This is a genomic window from Lichenicola sp. GTC18331 (assembly GCF_055386855.1).
Window position 1 is genome coordinate 3460681 of record NZ_AP045015.1, and the last position, 20965, is coordinate 3481645.

Annotated in this window: 14 protein-coding genes and 1 tRNA gene; 6 read left to right on the forward strand and 9 right to left on the reverse strand. The window is 67.1% G+C overall.

All coding sequences use genetic code 11. From position 1 onward, the window contains the following. Nucleotide 1: 1 nt before the first annotated feature. The 4 genes from ACZ5BM_RS15840 to murJ form a co-directional block, all read right to left on the reverse strand. A complete protein-coding gene (locus tag ACZ5BM_RS15840) occupies nt 2–2929 on the reverse strand; it encodes a [protein-PII] uridylyltransferase (RefSeq protein WP_498909091.1) in 2928 nt (975 codons plus the stop codon). 1 nt (nt 2930) lies between these two features. Next, a complete protein-coding gene (gene mutS, locus ACZ5BM_RS15845; protein WP_498909092.1) occupies nt 2931–5618 on the reverse strand; it encodes a DNA mismatch repair protein MutS in 2688 nt (895 codons plus the stop codon). Between the two features lie 71 nt (nt 5619–5689). Continuing rightward, nucleotides 5690–6961, reverse strand: a complete 1272-nt coding sequence (locus tag ACZ5BM_RS15850; protein WP_498909094.1) for a porin family protein — start codon at nt 6959–6961, stop codon at nt 5690–5692. A 215-nt stretch (nt 6962–7176) separates the two neighbouring features. After that, nucleotides 7177–8736 (reverse strand): murein biosynthesis integral membrane protein MurJ, encoded by a 1560-nt coding sequence (gene murJ / locus ACZ5BM_RS15855; protein ID WP_498909095.1) that lies wholly within the window; start codon nt 8734–8736, stop codon nt 7177–7179. Nucleotides 8737–8828: 92 nt separating this feature from the next. Here murJ and ACZ5BM_RS15860 point away from each other — a divergent pair, with 92 nt between their 5' ends. Both ACZ5BM_RS15860 and ACZ5BM_RS15865 read left to right on the forward strand, forming a co-directional pair. Beyond that, the gene (locus ACZ5BM_RS15860; protein WP_498909096.1) at nt 8829–10652 is read left to right on the forward strand and encodes an adenine deaminase C-terminal domain-containing protein; all 1824 of its coding nucleotides are present in this window, start codon (nt 8829–8831) and stop codon (nt 10650–10652) included. After that, complete coding sequence (locus ACZ5BM_RS15865; RefSeq protein ID WP_498909097.1) at nt 10653–12305, forward strand: ATP-binding protein; 1653 nt, start codon at nt 10653–10655, stop codon at nt 12303–12305. 28 nt (nt 12306–12333) lie between these two features. On the opposite strand, the gene ACZ5BM_RS15870 is transcribed toward ACZ5BM_RS15865, so the two are convergent. From ACZ5BM_RS15870 to ACZ5BM_RS15885, 4 genes are all read right to left on the reverse strand, one after another. Further along, on the reverse strand, nt 12334–12633 hold the full coding sequence (locus ACZ5BM_RS15870; RefSeq protein ID WP_498909098.1) for a hypothetical protein: 300 nt from the start codon (nt 12631–12633) through the stop codon (nt 12334–12336). Further along, on the reverse strand, nt 12630–14498 hold the full coding sequence (gene cobT, locus ACZ5BM_RS15875; protein WP_498909099.1) for a cobaltochelatase subunit CobT: 1869 nt from the start codon (nt 14496–14498) through the stop codon (nt 12630–12632). The genes ACZ5BM_RS15870 and cobT overlap by 4 nt, the downstream gene beginning before the upstream one ends. Further along, on the reverse strand, nt 14498–15556 hold the full coding sequence (gene cobS / locus ACZ5BM_RS15880; RefSeq protein WP_498911680.1) for a cobaltochelatase subunit CobS: 1059 nt from the start codon (nt 15554–15556) through the stop codon (nt 14498–14500). Before cobS ends, cobT begins: the two co-directional genes overlap by 1 nt. A 177-nt stretch (nt 15557–15733) precedes the next feature. Next, on the reverse strand, nt 15734–16354 hold the full coding sequence (locus tag ACZ5BM_RS15885) for a J domain-containing protein (protein ID WP_498909100.1): 621 nt from the start codon (nt 16352–16354) through the stop codon (nt 15734–15736). 86 nt (nt 16355–16440) lie between these two features. Between ACZ5BM_RS15885 and ACZ5BM_RS15890 the strand changes: the two genes are divergently transcribed. The 3 genes from ACZ5BM_RS15890 to ACZ5BM_RS15900 all read left to right on the forward strand — a co-directional run bounded on the left by ACZ5BM_RS15890 (nt 16441) and on the right by ACZ5BM_RS15900 (nt 20048). Further along, nucleotides 16441–16731, forward strand: coding sequence for a BolA family protein (locus ACZ5BM_RS15890; RefSeq protein WP_498909101.1), 291 nt, complete (start codon nt 16441–16443; stop codon nt 16729–16731). A gap of 126 nt (nt 16732–16857) precedes the next feature. Next, nucleotides 16858–19410 carry a glycosyltransferase family 2 protein gene (locus ACZ5BM_RS15895; protein ID WP_498909102.1) on the forward strand — a complete coding sequence of 851 codons (2553 nt, stop codon included), beginning with the start codon at nt 16858–16860 and terminating at the stop codon, nt 19408–19410. Nucleotides 19411–19418: 8 nt separating this feature from the next. Beyond that, on the forward strand, nt 19419–20048 hold the full coding sequence (locus ACZ5BM_RS15900) for a LolA family protein (protein WP_498909103.1): 630 nt from the start codon (nt 19419–19421) through the stop codon (nt 20046–20048). Here the strand turns inward: ACZ5BM_RS15900 and lipB are convergent. Next, complete coding sequence (lipB, locus tag ACZ5BM_RS15905; protein ID WP_498909104.1) at nt 20032–20754, reverse strand: lipoate-protein ligase B; 723 nt, start codon at nt 20752–20754, stop codon at nt 20032–20034. The two genes, ACZ5BM_RS15900 and lipB, sit on opposite strands and share 17 nt — an antisense overlap. Before the next feature lie 58 nt (nt 20755–20812). Here lipB and ACZ5BM_RS15910 point away from each other — a divergent pair. After that, nucleotides 20813–20898 (forward strand) — tRNA-Leu (locus tag ACZ5BM_RS15910). Nucleotides 20899–20965: the final 67 nt, after the last annotated feature.

Here is a 20965-nt window from a genome sequence, read left to right on the forward strand (position 1 = left end):
ATCAGTTCGCGCCGCGCTTCCGGATCGGTGCCACGGTTTCCCGCGCGATCGCATCCTCGGCCCGGGTCAGCACGGCCACCAGCGAGGCGCGCAGCTCTTCCAGCTTGCGTTCGCTGCCGACCTTCAGCCCGAACAGATCCTTCACATAGAACACGTCCACCGCACGTACGCCGTAGGTCGTCACATGCGCCGACGCGATCTGCATGCCCTGCTGGCTCATCGCCGCGGTGACGTCATGCAGCAGGCCGGGCCTGTCGCGCCCGTTCACCTCGATCACGGTGTAGGCGTTCGACGCACGGTTATCGATCACCACGCGCGGCGGCACATGGATCGCCCGCATGCGACGCCCGACCAGACTGACCGAGCTGCGGGCGATCTCTTCTTCCAGATCGATGGTGCCGGACAAAGCCTGTTCCACCAGCACGGAAAGGCGCGCCAGACGATGCGGGGCGTCGAACGTGTCCTCCGACGCGTCCTGGACCCAGAACGTGTCGAGCGCCATGCCGTTGGTCATGGTGTGGATGCGCGCATCGACGATGGAGGCGCCGGCCACGGCGAGCGCTCCTGCGATCCGGCTGAACAGGCCCGGATGATCGGCGGTGTAGATCGTCACCTCCGTCACCGCACGGGCCGGCAGGGGCTGTGTTTCCACCGTCAACGGCGCATCGCGCTGCACGCTATCCCGGATCATGCGGGCATGGCGCGCATGCGTTTCCGGATCGAAGGATAGCCAATAGCCGCCATAGCCGAGACGCAGGAAATCCTCTGTCTCCTCCGGCGTGAAGCCTTCCTCCTCGAGCAGGATCGCCGCGGCTTCCTTGCCGCGCGCCACGCGAACATCGCGCTCGGTGGTGGCCAGACCGCCGGCCAGGACCTCCGCCACGCGCGCGTAGAGCTCGCGCAGCAGCGTCGCCTTCCAGGCGTTCCACACCTTTGAACTGACCGCGCGCATATCCACGACGGTCAAGATCAGCAGCAGGCGCAGGCGCTCCGGCGACTGGATGGTGTCGGCCAGATCGAGGATCGTTTTCGGGTCGTCGATGTCGCGACGGAATGCGGTCTGGCTCAGCAGCAGGTGGTGCAGCACCAGCCAGGACACCGTCTCGGTTTCTTCGGCCGACAAACCCAGGGCCGGACAGATCTCCAGCGCCATCTCCGAGCCCAGCTCGGAATGATCGCCGCCGCGTCCCTTGGCGATGTCGTGCAGCAGCGTCGCCACGTAGAGGGCCCGACGGCTTTGCAGATCCTCCACCAGATCGTTGGCGACCGGCGTTTCCTCCGCCAGAAGCCCGGCTTCCAGCGCACCCAGAATCCGCACCGCTTCGATCGTGTGCTCGTCCACGGTGAACACATGATAGGTGTCGAACTGCATCTGGCCGACGATGCGCGACCATTGCGGGATCAGACGCCCCAGCAGCCCGGTCTCGTTCAGCACATGCAGCCATCGTGCGCCCGAGCGCGGCGGATCGGCGCGGATGATCTCGTCGCGACGCAACTCGCCGGACCGGTCCGGACGCGGCTTGCGCGTCGGGCGCTCGCCGCAGAGCAGTTCCAGCAGAATACCCATCGCCTCGGGGTTGTCGCGCAGCGCGGCGGCGCGGCGCTCCCAGCGGATCAGCAGATGCATCGCCAGCGGGTGGATCGGCAGCTTGCGGTCGCGCGCCGCCGCCAGCAGACGCAGCATCATGATCGGGTCGCGATCGAACGACACGTCCGGCTGGGCCATGATCGCGCCGTCGGCGATCATGAAACCGGCCCGACGCAGCGCCTCGTCGGTTTCCGGCGCCGTCGCCGGCACGCCCAGCGCCTGACGCAGCACCTGCGGCTCCAGGATGTGCGTGAAGCGCATCACCTCGCGCGCGGTCAGGAAATAGTGCCGCATGAACCGCTCGACGCCGACCTGACGGCCATGCTGGGTGTAGCCCATGCGCGCGCCGACCACCGGCTGCATGTCGAAGGTGAGCCGTTCTTCCGCGCGGCCGGCGACGTAGTGCAGATGGAACCGCACCGTCCACAGGAAATCCCAGGACCGGCTGGCCCGCTTGGCCTCCTGCTCGGTCAGGAGCGGCGGGCGCCCGGCGCCGGCACGCGCCAGATCGGCGAAGGTATGCGTTCCGAGCGTGTAACGACATAGCCAGTAAAGCGTCTGCATGTCGCGCAGACCGCCCCGGCCTTCCTTGATGTTCGGCTCAACCAGGAACGGGCTCTCGCCGTAGCGCTGGTGACGCAGGCTGCGCTCGCGCTGCTTGTCGGCGATGAAATTGCCGGCGCCGCTTTCCACGCTGGCGAGAATGAACCGGGCCTGGAACGAGGCGAACAGGGCGGCGTCGCCGGCGATGCGCCGCGCATCCAGGAGCGTCGTCCGCACCGTGGTGTCCGCTGCCGCCTCGGCGACGCATTGGCTCGCAGACCGGGTCGCATGACCGACCTTCAGCCCCAGATCCCACAAAAAGTAGAGCATGAACTCGACCGCGGAGAGGATCGCCGGTTCGGGTTCCTCGTCGGTCAGGAACAGCAGATCGATGTCGCTGAACGGCGCCAGCGTGCCGCGCCCGTAGCCCCCGGTCGCGACGATCGCCAGGGTGAAACCGTCCGCGATGCCGCCCGCATCGGCCCCGCGTGCTGCTTCGGCCATGCGTTTGGCGGCGGCGACCTCGTCCGCCAAGGCGTCCTGGAGCGCGAAATCATGGAGGGCCGCGATCAGCCCGTCGGTCAGCGCCGCCAGCTGATGCGCGGCGCCAATGCCGTCCAGCTCGTGTGCTTCGAACGCATCGCGCACGCTCTGCTGGATGCGCGCAAGATGACGCCTGAACGCAGCGATCGCCGTGCCACGCGGGGTGGGCGGCGCATCGGCGGGTCTGGCGAGCGCGGAGGCGAGCTGACGAGCGGCCATGGCGGGTTCGAGGAGAGTCGCGGCGGGCTTGGGCATGCTAGCGCGAACGTAGCGCGTCGCTGTTGGTCGCAACAGCTTGATCATGCGATGCAACAAAAATCGCGCGCAGTTGGTACAGCGCCTCTAACGCTTCGCGCGGGGTGAGACTGTCCGGGTCGATCGCCGCCATCGCCTCCCGGAACGGGTCGGCTTTCGACTCCTCCTTGTCCAGCCCGGCGAAAAGCGGCAGGCGCGCCGCCGTCTCGCCGCGACTCTTTTCCAGCGCCGACAGCAGCCGCCCGGCACGACGCACCACCGGCTCCGGTACGCCCGCCAGCTTGGCCACGTGCACGCCCCAGCTCCGTCCCGCCACGCCGGGCAGAACCTCGTGCCGGAACACCACCTGGTTCTTCCATTCCCGCACGCTCATCGTGTGTGGACACAGGCCCGGCAACGTGTCGGCCAGCTCGCCTAGCTCGTGGAAATGGGTGGCGAAGATGGTGCGGCAGCGCTGCGCGCCGTGCAGCGACTCCAGCACCGCCCAGGCGATCGCCAGCCCGTCCAGGGTCGAGGTGCCGCGGCCGATCTCGTCCACCACCACCAGCGAGCGCGGTCCGGCGAGGTTCAGGATCGACGCGGTCTCCGTCATCTCCACCATAAAGGTGCTGCGCCCGCGCGCCAGATCGTCGGACGCGCCGACGCGGGAGAACAACCGGTCCACAAGCCCGATCTCCGCCCGCTCCGCCGGCACAGGCAGACCGGCCTGCGCCAGAACCACCGCCAGCGCCGCCTGACGCAGGAAGGTCGATTTTCCGGCCATGTTCGGGCCGGTCAGCAGCATCACGCGCCGCCCGTCGGAGAGATCGCAATCGTTGGGCGTGAACCGGTCGGTCCGGCTCAACGCCGCTTCCACCACCGGATGCCGCAGGGCCGTCATCCGGAACGTCGCATCCTCCAGGATTTCCGGCCGGCACCAGCGCCCATCGGCGGCCAGCGTCGCGCAGGATTGCGTTACGTCCAGCAGCGCCAGCGCCTCGGCGATCGCCGGCAGCGCCTCCGTCGCCAGGGTCTGGCTCACCAGAGCGTCGAATACGAGCCGTTCCCGCCGCGACGTGCGGCTGCCCGCCTCGGAGATCCGCCGATCCAGTTCGCTCAGCTCCGCCGTGGTGAAGCGCGACACGCTGGCCGTCCCCTGGCGCAGCACCAGAGCCGGGTTCGACCGCAATCCCGCAGCCGCCCCCACCGGCGCCTCGATCACGTAGCCGAGCTGGGCGTGATGCTTGATCTTCAGGCTGGCGACGCCGAATTGCTGCGCATAGTCGAGCTGCTTTCCGGCGATCACCTTGCGGCTGTCGTCGCGCAGACGGCGTTCCGCATCCAGCTCGCCATCGAACCCTTCCGCGATCGCGCCGCCATCCTCGAGACGCGCCGGCAGGTCGTCCGACAGGGCACGGCGCAACAGCGTTTCCAGCCCGGCCGCGCGGTCCAGGGTTCGGCGCGCCGCGTCCAGCAAAGCGGGCAGGGGGCCTGCGAAGGGGGCGGCCGGCGCATCCGGCGTCAACAAAGCCGCCGCTGCATGCGCCGCCGCGAGGCCATCACGAATCGCCGCCAGATCGCGCGGCTGGCCGCGCCCCACCGAGAGCCGCCCCAGCGCGCGGGCAATATCGGGCGTGCCGCGCAGGATCTGCCGAAGCTGCGCCACCGGCCCGGATTCGGCCTGGAGGAACTGCCACGCATCCTGCCGCGCGCCGATCGGCTCGGCTGTCGCCAAAGGCGCTGACAGCCATCCCGCCAGCATCCGGCTGCCCGGCGCCGTCACGGTGCGGGAAATGGTCCCGATCAGCGTATGTTCGGTGCCCCCGTCGCGAGATCGCAGCAGTTCCAGACTGCCGCGCGTGGCCGGGTCGATCCCCAGCAGCAGCCGGTCGCCCTGCGGCACCGGGCGCGACAGGCGCGGCAGCTTTCCCGCCTGGCTGTCGCGCACGTAGTCGAGCACCACCAGTCCGGCCACGGCTTCGGCATCGGAGAAATCGCCGAATGCATCGAGGCTCGCCGCCTCGAAGGGCTGCGTCAGCTTGGCCCGCGCGGCCAGAGGCGCATGCGGCACAGGCTCCGGCCCGCGCGCAGCCTCGTGCTCGCCCAGCGGCAAGCCAGCAGGCGCCAGAATCTCCGCCGGATCGAGACGCGCCAGCAATTCGGGCAACACCTGCGGGCCGGACAGCGCCGCCGTTTCGAACAGACCGGTGCTCACGTCGATCCATGCCGCGCCCAGCAGATCGGAATCGCGCGGTTTGGCGCCCGGCAGACGGGCGATCGCCAGAAGCAGGTTCGACCGCCCGGCTTCCAGCAGTTCGTCCTCGGTCAGCGTGCCGGCGGTGACGAGACGCACGATATCGCGCGCCAGAGGTCCCTTGCTGGGCGAGCCGGTCTTGCGCGGCGCTTCCGTCTGCTCGGCGATCGCCACGCGGAAGCCGCGCCGGATCAGTCGCGCCAGATAGGCCTGCGCGGCGGCCACGGGCACGCCGCACATCGGGATCGGCTCGCCGGCATGGTTGCCGCGCGCCGTCAGGGCGATGTCCAGCGCCGCTGCGGCCGCCTGCGCGTCGGCGAAGAACATCTCGTAGAAATCGCCCATCCGGAAGAACAGCAGCGCATCGGGCTGGCGCGCCTTCAGCGTGAACCACTGCGCCATCGCCGGCGATGCGCCGTCCGGATCGGGAAAGGAGGAAATCGCGGCTTCGCTCATGCCAGCGTCTGTAGAACGCCGCGGCGAAGCCCCCAAGAGCCGGGCGGTGTCCATTCCGTCCGGCACGAGGATCAGAAGCCCAGCACCACGTCGCCGGCCAGGGTGAAGGAGCCGTTATCGCTCAAACCGTTATACGGATGCCCGCCGCTGAACGACTTGTCCCAGCGGATTTCCGGCCGGAACGCCAGCAGCGCCACGTGCGGGATCACCGGCTTGTAGCTCACGCCCCAGGTCCATTCGCTGTAGGTCTGCCGCCCCGCGCCATAGGAGGTGTTGGGCAGACCGTTCAAGGCGCGTGCCGGATCGAGATTGCCCGGGAAGGCCGCCACGAAGAACCCGGCATTGTCGCGATAGACCTCGCCGCGGAAATTCGCGGTCAGGGTCGGCGTCAGCGCGTAGGAGATGTAGCCGGCCAGCCCGTAGCTGTCGGCACCGATCGAATCGTCGTGCTGCCACTGGCCCTCGGCGACAAAGGTGAGCTTGTCGGTCGCCTTGTAGGTAGCCACCACGTCGCCCTCGTAACGCATGTCGCGATTGGCGGCGGAGCCGATCGAATTCACCGCATCCTCTGGCCCCAGATGCATCAGCGCCAGCACCGTCAGCTTGCCGCCGGCAATGTTGTTCAACCCGACGCCGAACAAACCGGCCGGCTCGGCATTGTTGTCGCCGCCGTCGAACGTGGTGCTGAGGCCGGTATCCACCTGGCCCCACAGATCGACCGTCGGGTTCAGATGCACCACCGCCTGCAGGCCGGTGTGCTGGAACGGACCGAAATTGAAGTTGTAGGAATGCGAATAGAACGGGTTGGTGGACGGGTCGATGGTCTCGTAGCCGATCGGCGTCGCGAACTGACCCAGTTTGAAATCCACACCGCCCTTCGTCAGCACCGGCGCATGCAGCAACAGATCGGCCTGCAGGATCGAGAACTGGTTGCGGTCATGCGTCAGCGCGTTGAACTCGCCCAGATAATGCGTGTAGCGCGCATCCGAACCGTACGTGCCCTGCAGGGTGAAGCCCAGATCCCAGTCGGAGGAGGAACTGTCGATCGGACGCATCGCGGTCAGCTGCAGATTGTTCAGCAGCACCGTGTTCGCCTTGTCGTCGAACAGGCGACCGTAGTTCAGACCGTCCGACGGCCTGTCGAAATTGCCCGTGATGCCCGCATCCACCTGCGCGCCGAAGGTGATCGCGCTGGCCCAGGATTTCGGGGCGGCGGGGGCGGGCGCCGCCACGGGCGCCGTCAGCTGGGCAGGCGCTGGAGCCGCGGTCTGGGCGAAAGCGGTTCCGGCGGACAACGACGCCATCAGAGAAACCGAAGCCAGAAGAAAGCCGCGCGTCGTCATGGTGGGTCCTTTGTTCCCGAGCACCCCGCCGGACCGGTATCCGGACGGTGTCCTCTGGTGCGGCGCAACACCTCGCATTGTCCAGGCAAACCCACCGCCAAGGCGCGGATTTACGAGATAATCTGTCTCTATGTAACGTTTCTGCAACTGTAAACGACACGCAAAGGCAGTATAAAACGAAATATTATTACACTGACGTGCGACGTGGATCGCCCTCAGGCGGATCGTGTCCGCCTCCGCCGCAGTCGGTCGGCGATCTTGCGCCCCATATCGCGCAGCTTCACCACGCCCAGCAGGTCCAGAAACAGCGCGTAGCTGCCCATTCCGGCCGTGATCATCACCCCCAGCAGCAGCACGCGCACGGCGCCATGGTGATCCTCGATTCCGCGCATCGGCCCCATCCGCAGCAGCAGCAGCACGGACGCCATGGCAACGGAGGCGATCCCCATCCGACCCAGCCGGGACAGCATGATCCGGTCCGGCGACAACCAGCCGCGACGGCTCAGCATCACAGCCAGGATCAGCGCGTTGAGGGCGGAGGCGAGGCTGGTCGCCAGAGGCGGTCCCACATGCTGCAACGGCCTCATCAAGGCCAGATTCAAGACGAGGTTCAGCCCCAGCGTGACCATGCCGATCCGGACCGGCGTCGCCGTGTCGCCGCGCGAGAAGAACCCCGGCCCCAGCACCTTCACCAGAACGAAGAACGGCAATCCCAGCGCATAGGCCACCAGCGACTGCGCCGACAGGATCACGTCCTGCGGCGTGAACCGCCCGTAGCCGAAAAGCGTCGCCAGAATAGGCCGCGCCAGCAGCATCAGCGCCAGCATTGCCGGGATCACGAGGATCAGTGCGTATTCGATCGCGCTGTTCTGCGTCCGGCGCGCATCCTCGAGCTTGCCGGACTGCACGTGCCGGGTCAGCAGCGGCAGGAGCGAGGTGCCGGCCGCCGCACCCAGCACCCCCAGGGGAAGCTGGTTCACCCGGTCGGCGAAATACATATAGGACACGCTGCCGGCCGGCAGGCTGGTGCCGATCATCGTGTCGACCACCAGATTCAGCTGCACCACCCCGCTGCCGATCAGCCCCGGCGTCATCCGCCGGCCCAAGGCGCGCATGCGCGGCGTCATCCGGGGTCGGGGCAGCCCCAGGGGCATGCCGGCACGGCGCGCCGCCAGCAGCAGCACGCCGAGCTGGACCACGCCGGACAAGGTGATGCCCCAGGATGCGGCATGCGCGACCGACTGCACATGCGGCGTCAGGAACAGGATCGAGGCGATGCCCACCACGTTGAACAGCACATAGGCCGCCGCCGCGACGCCGAACCGTTCCAGCCCGTTCAACATGCCGGACACCAGGGCCGCCGCGCAGATCAGGATCACGTAGGGGAACGTGATCCGGCTGAGTGAGACCGCCAGCGGACGGTTGCCGGTGAACCCCCAGCCGATCACCGAGATCAGTTGCGGCATGAACAGTTCGCCCAGGATCGTCAGCAGCAGCAGCCAGAACACCAGCACGCCGAACGCTTCCCGCGCGAAGCTCTTCGCGGAGCCCGGACCCTCCTTGGTCAGAAGTTCGGAGAAGAGCGGCACGAAGGCGGCGTTGAACGCGCCTTCGCCGAACAAACGCCGGAACATGTTCGGCAGACGGAACGCCACCTGAAAGGCGTCCTGCATCGGACCGGCGCCCATCAGGGCGGCCAGAAGCTGGTCGCGCACCAGACCCAGCACGCGGCTGAGCATCGTCCAGCCGCCGACGGTGAGAAAGCCTTTGAGCATGGACGCTTCCCTATCCCATCGCCGACGCGAACGGTATCGGCTCCATGCGGAAGCGCTTGCCCGGGCCCGTCGCCCCGATGCTAGACTGGTTCATGCACGCAGAACCGTTCCTGACCCGCTTCTCCGTCCCCGCGCTCCACACCGTGACGCGCCCTCTCGCCGCCGTGGCCAGCGGGCGCACGCCGCCCGATCTCGTGCTCACCAATGCACGGATATTGTCCACCTATTCCGAGCGCATCCTTCCCGATCGCGAGCTCTGGATCAGCCACGGCCGCATCGCCGCGATGCAGCCGGCAGGTACGGCAAATCGCCTCGGTCTCGCCGCAGGCCGCATCACCGATCTCGAAGGAGGTATCCTGGCACCTGGCCTCGTGGACCCGCATCTGCATATCGAGAGCAGCATGATGACCGCCTGCGCCTATGCGGAAGCGGCGCTGCTCAACGGCACCACCACGATCTTCTGCGACAGCCACGAGATCGGCAACGTCTCCGACGTCGCCGGCGTGGAATGGATGCTGGAAGACGCCCGACGTGCGCCGCTCAACATCTTCCTCACCGTGCCCAGCACCGTTCCCGCCACCTCCGCCCGCTTCGAGACCGCCGGCGGCGACCTCACCCCCGACAAGATCGGCGCCCTGTTCGACCGCTGGCCGGAAGCGGTGGCGCTCGGCGAGAAGATGGATTTCGTGCAGGTCTGCGAGGGCGACGAACGCTCGCACGGCGTCATCGCCGAGGCCCTCAAGCGCGGCCTGCCGGTCAGCGGCCACGTCTACGGCACCGACTTCGTCCCGGCCTATGCCGCCAGTGGCGTCACCGACACGCACGAAGCCGTCTCCCGCGAGATCGCGGAGGCGTTGATCGAAGCCGGCGTCTGGGTGTTCCTGCGCGGCGGCCCGCCGACCACGCCCTGGCACAGCCTGCCGGCCGCGATCCGCGCCGTCACCGAACTCGGCTGCGATCCCAAGCGCGTCTGCGTCTGCACCGATGATCGCGACGCCGAGGATCTGTTCTCCTTCGGCATGGACTGGGTGGTGCGCGAAGCGGTGCGCGCTGGCCTGTCGCAGGAACGCGCCTGGAGCCTCGGCTCGCTGCACCCGGCCACGCGCTTCGCCATGGACGGAGAGATCGGCGGCATGGGCGGCGGACGTCGCGCCGATCTGGTGCTGTTGTCCGACGATCTGCACGTTCGCCACACCTGGTTCGGCGGCGCGTTGATGGTCGAGAACGGGCGCTCCACCGAGCTGCTCGCGAATCAGATGGAGCATGGTCGCTTCACCTATCCCGATGCCGCCTTCCGCACCGTGATCCTGCCGGACACGCTGCCCTCCCTGGTGCCGGACCTTCCCGCAACGGCCTGCAAGGTCAACGCGATCCGCACGGTCGATCCGTCCGACATCGCCCTGCGTCACGTCGTCCTCTCCCTGGATCAGGCTCCGGACTGGACCGCGCATCTCGAAGCACACGATCTTTGCTTCGTCAGCGTGATCGAGCGTCACGGCAACAACGGCGCCGTCGCGCACGGCCTGCTGCAAAGCTTCGGCCTCCGCGAGGGTGCCGTGGCCAGTTCGGTCGGGCACGACGCGCACAACATCATCGTCGCCGGTCTGGACGAAGCCTCGATGCGGCTGGCGGTGGAGACCATCCGCGCCAGCAGAGGCGGCGTGGTGGTGGTGGCGAACGGCACGGTCGTGGCGCAGATCGCCCTGCCGATCGCGGGTCTGCTGTCCGACAAGCGTGCCCCCGAGGTGGCCGACGAAACCCGCGCGCTGAAAGCGGCCTGGGACGCCGCCGGCTGCCGTCTGCCCTATATGGGCTTCAACCTGATCCCGCTTTCCGTGATCCCCGACATCCGCATCACCGACAAGGGGCTGGTGACGGTGCCGGGCATGGAACAGCTTCCGCTCGTGGTGGCGTAGATGTCGCTCACCCGTTTGCAGATCGGCGACGAAGGCTTTCTGGTCTCCAGCCTCATCGAGCGCTGCCCACGGGTGATGATGTTGCGCGAGCTGGTGCGAAACGCGCTCGAAGCCGCGGAAACCGCACCGGACGGCGCGCGTACGGTGCGGATCGATGCCGTGCCGGTGAACGGCGTGCCCAAACTGCGGATCCGCAACAGCGGCCGCGGCATGGATGCGGCCGAATTGTTCGCCATGGCCGATCTCGCCGCCTCCATCCGCAAGACCCAGGCTCTGGACGGCAATTTCGGCATGGGCGCCAAGGTCGCGTCGCTACCGTCAAACCGCCTCGGCCTGCGCTATCGCTCCTGCCAGGACGGGATCGTGCGGGCGATGCTGCTCGGCTGGCGCGACGGCGCCTATGGCCGCGTCCGGCAGACCGGACCGGACGGGAAGGGCGCTGAGGTGATCGAAACCGGGCGCGAGAACGGCCCGGACTGGACCGAGGTCGTCCTGTTCGGCAACGCGCCGGAACAGGATACCAGCCTGGACCCGTTCGCGGGCGATCCGCCGATGCCAGCGGGATGGCTCTGGGACGAGCTCAGCGCCCGCTTCTTCCGGATCGAGAACAGCGTCGACCTTTTTGTTCGTGAGGACCGGTTCGAGCCGCTCGCCTCCCGCCTGCCGCGTCTGGCTGCGCGGTTCGAAACCGTTCCGCTCCCCGACGGCGTTGCGCTGCACTACGTCCATTGCCCGCCGGGCCGGTTCGACATGCCGCCCGCCATGGCCGGGCTGGTGTATCGCGGCGAACTCTACGATGTCCGTCGCGACAGCGACTGGCTGCACATCGCCCCGGTGTTCGGCGTCCCGTTCCATGCCGGCAGCGTGGTTCTGCTGGTCGAGTTGCCGGACCATCATCCGGCGCTGCCGGACGCCTATCGCCAGTTCCTGCGCAGCGCCGACGGACGCCAGAACAGGATCGAGTTGCGCGACTTCGCCCCGGTCCTGCATCAGCACCGCCCGGACTGGCTCCGCGCGCTGATCGATTCCGGCGCTCCGGACGCCACGGTGTCGGACGGACTTTATCGCTCCCTGCGCGACCTGCTGCGCCAACTGGGCGTGCCGCGCAGACATCGCCTCGTCGTGACCGATCAGCCCGTTCCACCCGAAGAGCGTGCGTCCGGCGTTTCTGCCGAAACCGAGAGCGGACCAGTCTCCGACCCGTTCGTCGCCGAACACGTGCCGGAGATCCTGCTCCTGCGAACTCCGGACGAGATCGCCGCTCGTGCCTTATCCGGTCGCGCCGCGCGCTATTACCCGGAAACACACCAGCTCTTCCTCAATGCGCTCTACCCTGCCGCGACCGATATGCGCGAGGCCCTGGAACGCGCCTTCGCCTGGCACGGCGACCTGGGCCGTGTGCGCGCGCTCGCGCAGCGGGAAGCGGAGCAGGCCATGGCCGCCAGGGTCGGCCGCACCCTCGTCTTCGCGTTGTCGAAGGGCGAACACTGGCCGGATGCCGATCTGGCGCAGGCTCTCTCGCCGCACAGCCTGTCCCTGTCCGCGGACGATTGGCGCCCGGGCCTGACCGACGCCCAGCACGCGATCCGGGACGCGCTCTCCGAGCTGTCGTCCATGCCGGGCCATTCCGTTCGGCCCGAGTTTGTCGGCTGACGGAGACGTCGCGAACGCAGCCCTGGCGTCAGAACAGCCCGGCCGGCACGACCAGCAACGCGACCGGCGGCATCATCGCCGCCGCGCCGTAGAGCGCCAGCAGCGGAAAACGCCGCTCGCGCCGCTCCCGATCCAGCAGCCGGTGCAGCACCCGCCCGAGGCCGCGGATCACCACCACGGCCGCAACCAGCCCGATCATCAGCGCCACCGTGCGGTTGCTCCCCGACACGGTCAGCTTCATCGCCGCCATCGGGAAGATGAAGCCGCAACCCGTGGCGAGGCCGATCGCCACCACCCGGGCGATCCGCAGCGGAAACGACGTGCTCACGCAGCCCGCGCCGAACGGCCGGCGCCGCGCCCCGTCTTCTCGTCGAACAGCTCCGACAGCTTGGCCAGCATGGTGCCGCCCAGCTCCTCGGCATCGGTGATGGTCACGGCACGACGGTAGTAGCGCGTTACGTCGTGGCCGATGCCGATCGCGATCAGCTCCACCGCCCGTCCGCGTTCGATCTCGGCGATCACCTCGCGCAGATGCCGCTCCAGATAGGCGCCGGTGTTCACCGACAGCGTGCTGTCATCGACCGGTGCGCCGTCGCTGATCACCATCAGGATGCGGCGGCTTTCCGGGCGTGTCCGCAAACGGCGATAGGCCCAGTTCAGCGCCTCGCCGTCGATGTTCTCCTTGAGCAATCCTTCGCGCAGCATCAGCCCGAGATTGCGGCGCGCCCGGCGCCACGGCATGTCGGCCGCCTTGTAGATGATGTGGCGCAGATCGTTCAGGCGTCCAGGATCGCGCGGCTTGCCTGCCGCCACCCAGCGCTCCCGGCTCTGGCCGCCCTTCCAGGCCCGCGTGGTGAAGCCCAGCACCTCGACCTTCACGCCGCAGCGCTCCAGGGTCCGCGCCAGGATGTCGCCGCACATCGCCGCAACGGTGATCGGACGGCCGCGCATGGAGCCGGAATTGTCCAGCAGTAGCGTCACCACCGTGTCGCGGAAATCCGTGTCGCGCTCGTGCTTGTAGGACAGCGACAGCATCGGGTTCACCACCACCCGCGCCAGACGCCCGGCATCCAGGATGCCTTCCTCCTGGTCGAACTCCCAGGCCCGGGTCTGCTGCGCCATCAGCTTGCGCTGCAGGCGGTTGGCGAGCTTGGACACCACGCCCTGCATGTTCTGCAATTGCTGGTCGAGCTGATCGCGCAGCCGGGACAGCTCGTCCGGGTCGCATAGCTCCTCCGCGCCGATCTCCTCGTCGAACTGCGTGGTGAACACGCGATAAGCGGTGCCGACCTCGCCCTGGGCCGGCGGACGGTCCTGCTGCGGCCCACCCGGACGATCCTCGCCATCCGCCGCGCCGTTATCGTCCTCGCTCTCGTCCGGATCAGACTCGCCGCCGCCGGACTGTTCCTGTTCGGAGCCCAGCGTCTGTTCTGCGCTGCCTTGCCCTTGTTCCTGCTGGGGGGAGGGCGGCTGCTCCTGCTCGTTCTCGTCGTCGCCGGAATCCTGGCTTTCGCTTGGTTCCTCGTCTTCCTCTTCCGGCTCCGCGTCGGCTTCCATCTCGGCGAGCTCGTAGGCGGCCAGAAGGCGACGTGCGGCGCGGGTATAGGCGGCCTGATCGTTCCGGGCGGCCTCGAGCGCGCGCAGCGCGTCCTCGGCGCCCTCGGCGAGATTCGCGCGCCATTGCCCCAGAATCGCCTGAGCCGACTCCGGTGCCGGAACCCCGGCCAGACGTTCGCGCACCAGCAGGGACAGCGCGGCGGCCATCGGCATCTGCTCGCGCTTGGTCATCCGGCTATAGCCGGCCTGCTCGCAATCTGCTTCCAGGCGCTGGCGCAGATTGGCCGCGACGCCGCTCATGTGCTGCGCGCCGACCACCTCGATCCGCGCCTGCTCCAGCGCGTCGTAGACCTCGCGGGCATCGCGCTGTTCCGGCGTGCGGGCGGCATGGATCGCGGCGTCGTGGTGCTTCAAACGGAGCGCCGCCTGGTCGGCCGCTCCGCGCAGGCGCGCCACCTCCGTGTCCGGCAGAACCCGGCTCGGCTGCGGCAGGCGTACGCGCTTTTCCGCCACCTGCGGCGGCCCGGACTGGAACGTGACCTGCACGTCCTTCTGCCCGCCGATCGCTCGAAGCGCGCCGGCGGTGGCGCGCTTGAACGCTTCCGACCGGGTGCCGTCCCCGCCGCCGCCGCTCATCAGCGCGCCCGGGGTCCGGCCGGCAGCAGCTCCTCGTTGAAGCAGCGCTGGTAGTATTCCGCCACGGTCTGGCGCTCGGTCTCGTCGCACTTGTTCAGGAAGGTAAGGCGGAAGGCGAAGCCAAGATCGCCGAAGATGCGGGCGTTCTCGTCCCAGGTCAGCACCGTGCGCGGCGACATCACGGTCGAGATGTCGCCGTTGATGAAGCCGGACCGGGTCAGATCGGCCAGCGCCACCATGCTTTCCACACGCTTGCGTGTTGCCTGATCCTTGCCGTCCCAGCCGCTCTTGGCCAGCACGATCGCGGTTTCCTGCGCATGCGGCAGATAGTTCAGAGTGGTGACCACGCTCCAGCGGTCCATCTGGCCCTGATTGATCTGCTGGGTGCCGTGATACAACCCGGTGGTGTCGCCCAGACCGACCGTGTTGGCGGTCGCAAAGATGCGGAAGGCCGGGTTCGGCCGGATCACCTTGTTCTGGTCCAGCAACGTCAGACGCCCGCCCGCTTCCAGCACGCGCTGGATCACGAACATCACGTCCGGACGCCCGGCATCATACTCGTCGAACACCAGCGCGCATGGGTGCTGCAACGCCCAGGGCAGCAGCCCTTCGCGGAACTCGGTGATCTGTTGCCCATCCTTGACCACGATCGCGTCCTTGCCGATCAGGTCGATGCGGGAGATGTGGCTGTCGAGATTGATGCGGATGCAGGGCCAGTTCAGCCGTGCCGCCACCTGCTCGATATGGCTGGATTTTCCGGTGCCGTGATAGCCCTGCACCATCACGCGACGGTTGTGCGAGAAGCCCGACAGGATCGCCAGGGTGGTTTCCCGGTCGAACTTGTAGGCGGCATCGATCTCCGGAACATGATCGGTCCGCACGGAGAAGGCCGGCACCTCGAGATCGCTGTCGATGCCGAACACCGAGCGCACCGACACCATGCGGTCCGGAACCGTCAGCACGGCGATGCCCGGCAGACCCTCGGTGCCGGCATCGGCGAGATCGGAACCGGGAACCTGGTCGGTGATGTCGCTCTGGTTCGCGTTGCGCTCGGCCATGCTGTCCATGAACTCCGTATCCTGTTCAATCCGATGATGATCGGAACCCTGGGCCGGTTCCGCGCCCGGCCGCGTGATCTCATGGTCCGGCCTTGTTCCGCGCGATGCAAGGTGCGAACCGGCCGCACACCAACGGCGCGAGGCCATGCCCGGTTCGTCCGGCGTCACGTCCGGTCTTCAGCCGGTCTTGGCCAGACCGGCGCCGGAAAGATGCTGCTTCACTGCGGTGTAGGCGACGTTGATGGTCTTCAAACGCTCTTCGGATGCCCGGTCGCCGCCATTGGCGTCCGGATGATGGCGGCGGGCCAGATCCTTGTAACGGCTCTTCACCTCCGCCATCGAGACGGGCCAGCCGAGCCCGAGCGTCTCAAGCGGTTGCCGCAACGCTTCCGGCCGCTGATCCTTGTTTGCTGCCGCGCCATGCCCGCGCTGCTTTGCCCGCGCACGGGCTTCGCCCGCGCCGCGCAGCAGCCCCAGCGGGTCCAGCATCTTCTCCTCGTCGAATGCCGCGGCGGCGCCGCCGAGATGGCCCAGGCGCCAGGACGGGCGGTCCCAGGAGACATCGGCGCGCAGATGCGCCTCGATCTGGCCGGGACTCATGCCCTTGTAGTAGTCCCAGCGCGCATTGTACTCGCGCACATGGTCGAGGCAGAACCAGAAATAATCGTTCAGGGCCTGTCTGGAACGCGGTGCCTTGTAGCCGGCGCGTTCCCCGCAGCCCGGCAGGTCGCAACTGCGATCCGGCGCCGCCGGGTCGGGGTCGAAGGCCCGGTGCCGCTGGTTCTTTCTCGTCATCACGCGCGTTTATGTGCGCGCAGTTCCGGCCGGCGCAAGGGCGGTCGCGACCGGATCGCGAAAGGGTCCGTCCCCATGAGGAGCAACGCATGAACACCGCCGTTTCCACCCGTTCGAGCCGGATCGAGACCATTCTGCGCGCGGGCTTCGCGCCGCGACGGCTCGAGGTCGAGGACGACAGCGCCCGTCATGCCGGCCATGCCGGCGCCCAGGGAAGCGAAACCCACTTCAACGTGCTGGTGGTCAGCGACGCCTTCGTCGGCCAGTCGCGTGTGCAGCGTTCCCGCGCCGTGCACGCGGCGCTAGATGCCGAGCTTCGTGGCGGGCTGCACGCCCTGTCGCTGGTGCTGCGCACCCCGGCCGAACACGGCGAAGGCTGACCGCAGGACGCCCCCGCGCGGCGGTTCCGACGCGGGTTTGTCGTTTGCGCGGTAGGGGACGTTCGGCTAGCGTTCCGGGCACGCAAACCTGCACGCAAGCGCTTTCGAGGGTATGGAATGGCTGACGTGGACAATTTTGACGCCGACGCCGTTTCCACCCGCTTCAACGGCTACTTCGATCGCTACGAAACGGGCGGCCGCGCGTCCGGATGGGTCACCGACCTGTCGCAGCCGACCAAGGTAGTGGTGCTGCGTGCCCTGGTCGACGGCGTCGATCAGGGCGAGGTGGTCTGCAACGAGATCCGCGACGACGTGCGCGGCGCCCTCGGCCTTCCCACCTCCGAGGTGGGCTTCTCCTACGATGTTCCGCCTCAGTTCCTCGATGGCGAGGAGCATGTGCTGTCGTTCGTCCTGCCGGACAACGCCTTTCTGCCGCATATGGGCGAAGGCGGCTTGGCCGAACTGAAGCCGTCCTATCCCTTCGCGGATACGCCTTCGGTCGAGGTCCAGGGCAATGTCGACGGTCTGGTGCACAATGCCCTGCGCGGCTGGGTCATCCGCAAGATCGGCCGCACGCCGATCGTGGAAGCACGCTGCGACATCCTGATCACCTGCGAGAACGTGAAGATCGCGCAGATCAAAGCCGACCGGTTCCGGCGCGACGTCGGCAACGTGCTCGGCTGCGACCCGAATTGCGGCTTCGAATTCACCGTGCCGCACGCCTTCCAGAAGACGTACACGCAGAAATTCCGCTTCTTCGTGCTGCCGGAGATGATCGAGCTCGGCAACAGCCCGTTCGTCACCGCCACGGTCTCGGATTTCCTTGAAGGCAAGCTCGTGTCGATCGGCAACGACATGAGCAAGATGTATGCGGACATGGAGCGGCTGCGCCGCGAGATCATCTCGCTGCTGCCGAGCCAGGGCTATCATCTCGGCGATTACGATCGCTGGGCGCGCCGTTATTACGAGAATCTCCGCGCACGTGTCGCCGCCGAGCGGCAGCTTCTGAAGCAGGCCGGCAAGCTGCCGGAGGAGCCGTTCGTCACCGTGATGGTGCCGACCTACAAGCCGCTGCTGTCCGACTTCGTGGCGGCGGTGGAAAGCGTGATCGCCCAGACCTACCAGAACTGGGAACTGGTCATCGTCGATGACGGCTCCAAGTCCCAGGAGGTGTCCGACCGGATCGACGCGTTCTGCGCGCAGGACAAGCGCATCCGCTGCATCCGTTCCAAGAAGAATGTCGGCATCGCCAAGGCGACCAATATCTCCATGGATGCGGCGCTCGGCGAATGGACCGTGTTCTTCGACCATGACGACGTTCTGGTCGATGTCGCGCTGGAGGTGATGATCCGCACCGCCCAGCGCACCGGCGCCAAGCTGCTCTATTCCGACGAGGACAAGATCGATCAGGCCGGCTACTTCCTGGAGCCGAACTTCAAGCCGGACTGGAACTACCGCTACGTTCTCGGCTGCAACTATGTCTGCCATCTGACGGTGATCGAGACCGCGACCATGCGCGAGGTCGGTCTGCTGAAGAAGGAATATGACGGCGCACAGGATCACGATTTCATCCTGCGCTGCTCAGAGATTCTCGATCCGTCCCAGATCGTGCATGTTCCCGAACTGCTCTACCACTGGCGGATCACGCCGAACTCGACGGCCGCCGACGTGTCCAAGAAAGGTTATGCGGTCGATGCCGGCGTGCGCGCGGTCGCCGATCATCTGAAGCGCAAAGGGCAGGTGGCGAAAGTCTCGTCGATCAACGGCCTCACCATCTACGGTGTGGAATGGATCCCGCAGTCCAAGCCGAAGATCTCGATCATCATCCCGTTCCGCGACCAGATCGAGACCACCCGGAAATGCATCGATTATCTGCGCGACAACACCGACTACCCGAACTACGAGATCATTCTGGTCAATAACTGGTCGACCACTGTCGAGGCCGCGCGCTTCTTCAAGGAGATCAAGGGTCGTCCGAACGTGCGCGTTCTCGACGTGATCGAGGATTTCAACTACTCGCGCCTGAACAACCTCGCCACCGCCGAAAGCGACGCCGAATACTACGTCTTCATGAACAACGACGTGTTCATCGAGGACGAGAACTGGCTGAACCGCATCCTCGGCGAAGCCATGGCGGATGAGAAGATCGGCATCGTCGGCGGCAAGTTCCTCTATCCGAACAAGACCGTTCAGCACGCCGGCGTCATCGTCGGCACGCATGGCGTCGCCGCCCATATCCATCTCGGCATTCCCGATGACGATTACGGCTATATCGGTCGCGCGCGTTTGAGCCAGGACATGGTCGCGGTGACCGCCGCTTGCATGCTGATCAAGGCCGACGTCTTCAAGGAAATCGGCGGCTTCGACGAGGAACATCTCAAGGTCGCCTATAACGACGTCGATCTGTGTCTGAAGGTGTTCGAAAGCGGCCGCCGTGTCGTGTGGTGCGCCGACTTCGTCGCGTGGCATCACGAAAGCCTGTCGCGCGGTTCCGACATGCGCCCGGATCAGGAAGCCCGCTTCTTCCGCGAGCAGCAGACCATGTATCAGCGCTGGGGCGACAAGCCGTTCTTCAAGAACGATCCGTTCTTCAACCCCAATTTCTCGCGCGTTGATCGCCTGTTCTACGATCTGGAAGATCCGGCGCGTATTCGTGCTGAGTCCGAAGGGGCCGTTTGAGCGTTCGGATGGCTAGCATAAAGAGGCGAGCGCAGTCCTGGGGCGCGATGCTGGCCCTGTGCGCCGGGCTGGGCGCGTGCGGGCTGCAGCCGCCCGCCACCAGCCATGACGCCGCCGATCATGCCAGCATCGCCCAGGCGCAGGACGCACTCGATCGCATGGGGGGACTCAAGGCCGATTTCATCCAGATCGGCCCGGGCGCGAATGACGTCGCCAACGGCGTCGCACGGTTCGAGCCCGGCCATCTTCGGCTGGACTATGCGCCGCCGCTGCGCCGTACCGTGGTGGCGACCAACGGCCGACTGATCCTGTATGACGCGCCGACCGGCGCCACCACGCGAATTTCTTTGGCCGCCAACCCGCTCGGTCTTCTGCTGTCCGGTCCGGTGCATCTGTCCGGCGATATCGACGTCACCGACATCCAGCGCTCGCCCGGTACGCTGCAACTGTCCCTGGATCGGGCGTCCAATCCTGCGCAGGGCTTGTTGACCCTTCTGTTCGTGCGTCAGGCGAACGGCACGTTGCTGCTGTCCAGCCTGGAAGCCGTCGACGCGGAGCGTCATCGCACCCGGTTCGATCTCTCGGACCAGCAGACCGGCCAGAATTTCGCCGCTTCCCTGTTCACCCCGCCCGGATAACGGGCGCATCTCCACCGAAAAATCGCGGCCAGCACGCGGCGAGCGCCGCATCCAGTGTCGCCATGCCCGTATCCTGGCCCAGCGCCTGGAGACTCGTGACCCCGTGTTCGCGAATCCCGCACGGGACGATACCCTCGAAATGGCGAAGGTTCGGTGAAACATTGACCGAGATCCCGTGCCAGCTCACCCAGCGCGTGATCCTGACCCCGAGGGCGGCGATCTTGTTGTCCCGCCCTGTCGCGGCATCGCGCACCCAGACACCGACCCGCCCCTCGCGGCGCCCGGCCTCGACGCCTAGCTCGGCCAGAGCGGCGATCAGCCATCCTTCCAGCGCATGCACGAAGCAGCGCACGTCGCGGTCCGGTACCGTCCCGTGGCGGTGCTGCAGATCGAGCATGATGTAGGCGATTCGCTGCCCCGGACCATGATAGGTCCACTGGCCGCCCCGCCCGGCCTCGAACGTGTCGAAGCCGTGCGGATTGAAAAGGTCTTCCGGTTTCGCAGAGGTTCCGGCGGTGAAAACGGGCGGGTGTTCCAGCAACCACACCTGCTCCGGCGCCGAACCGGCCCGGATCGCTGCTGTCCGCGCCTGCATCGCCGCCATGGCGTCGGGGTAGGGGATCAGGCCGTCGCTACGGTTCCACGCGACGTTCGGGCGCTCTTTTCCGATCGTCGCATCAAGGGTGATTGCCGAGCGTCCAACCATCGTCTATATGCCCCTCCGTCGATCCGGATATGACCGTTTGGTCCCGGAAAGTCACGGTGCGGTCGTGGCGGAATGGTAGACGCGCAAGCTTGAGGTGCTTGTGGGGGAAACCCCGTGGAAGTTCGAGTCTTCTCGACCGCACCAATCTGATCCCTCCAGGGCGAAAGAGGCGATCATAGGCCGGTGACCCGGCATTGCGGCAGGTGCCGCA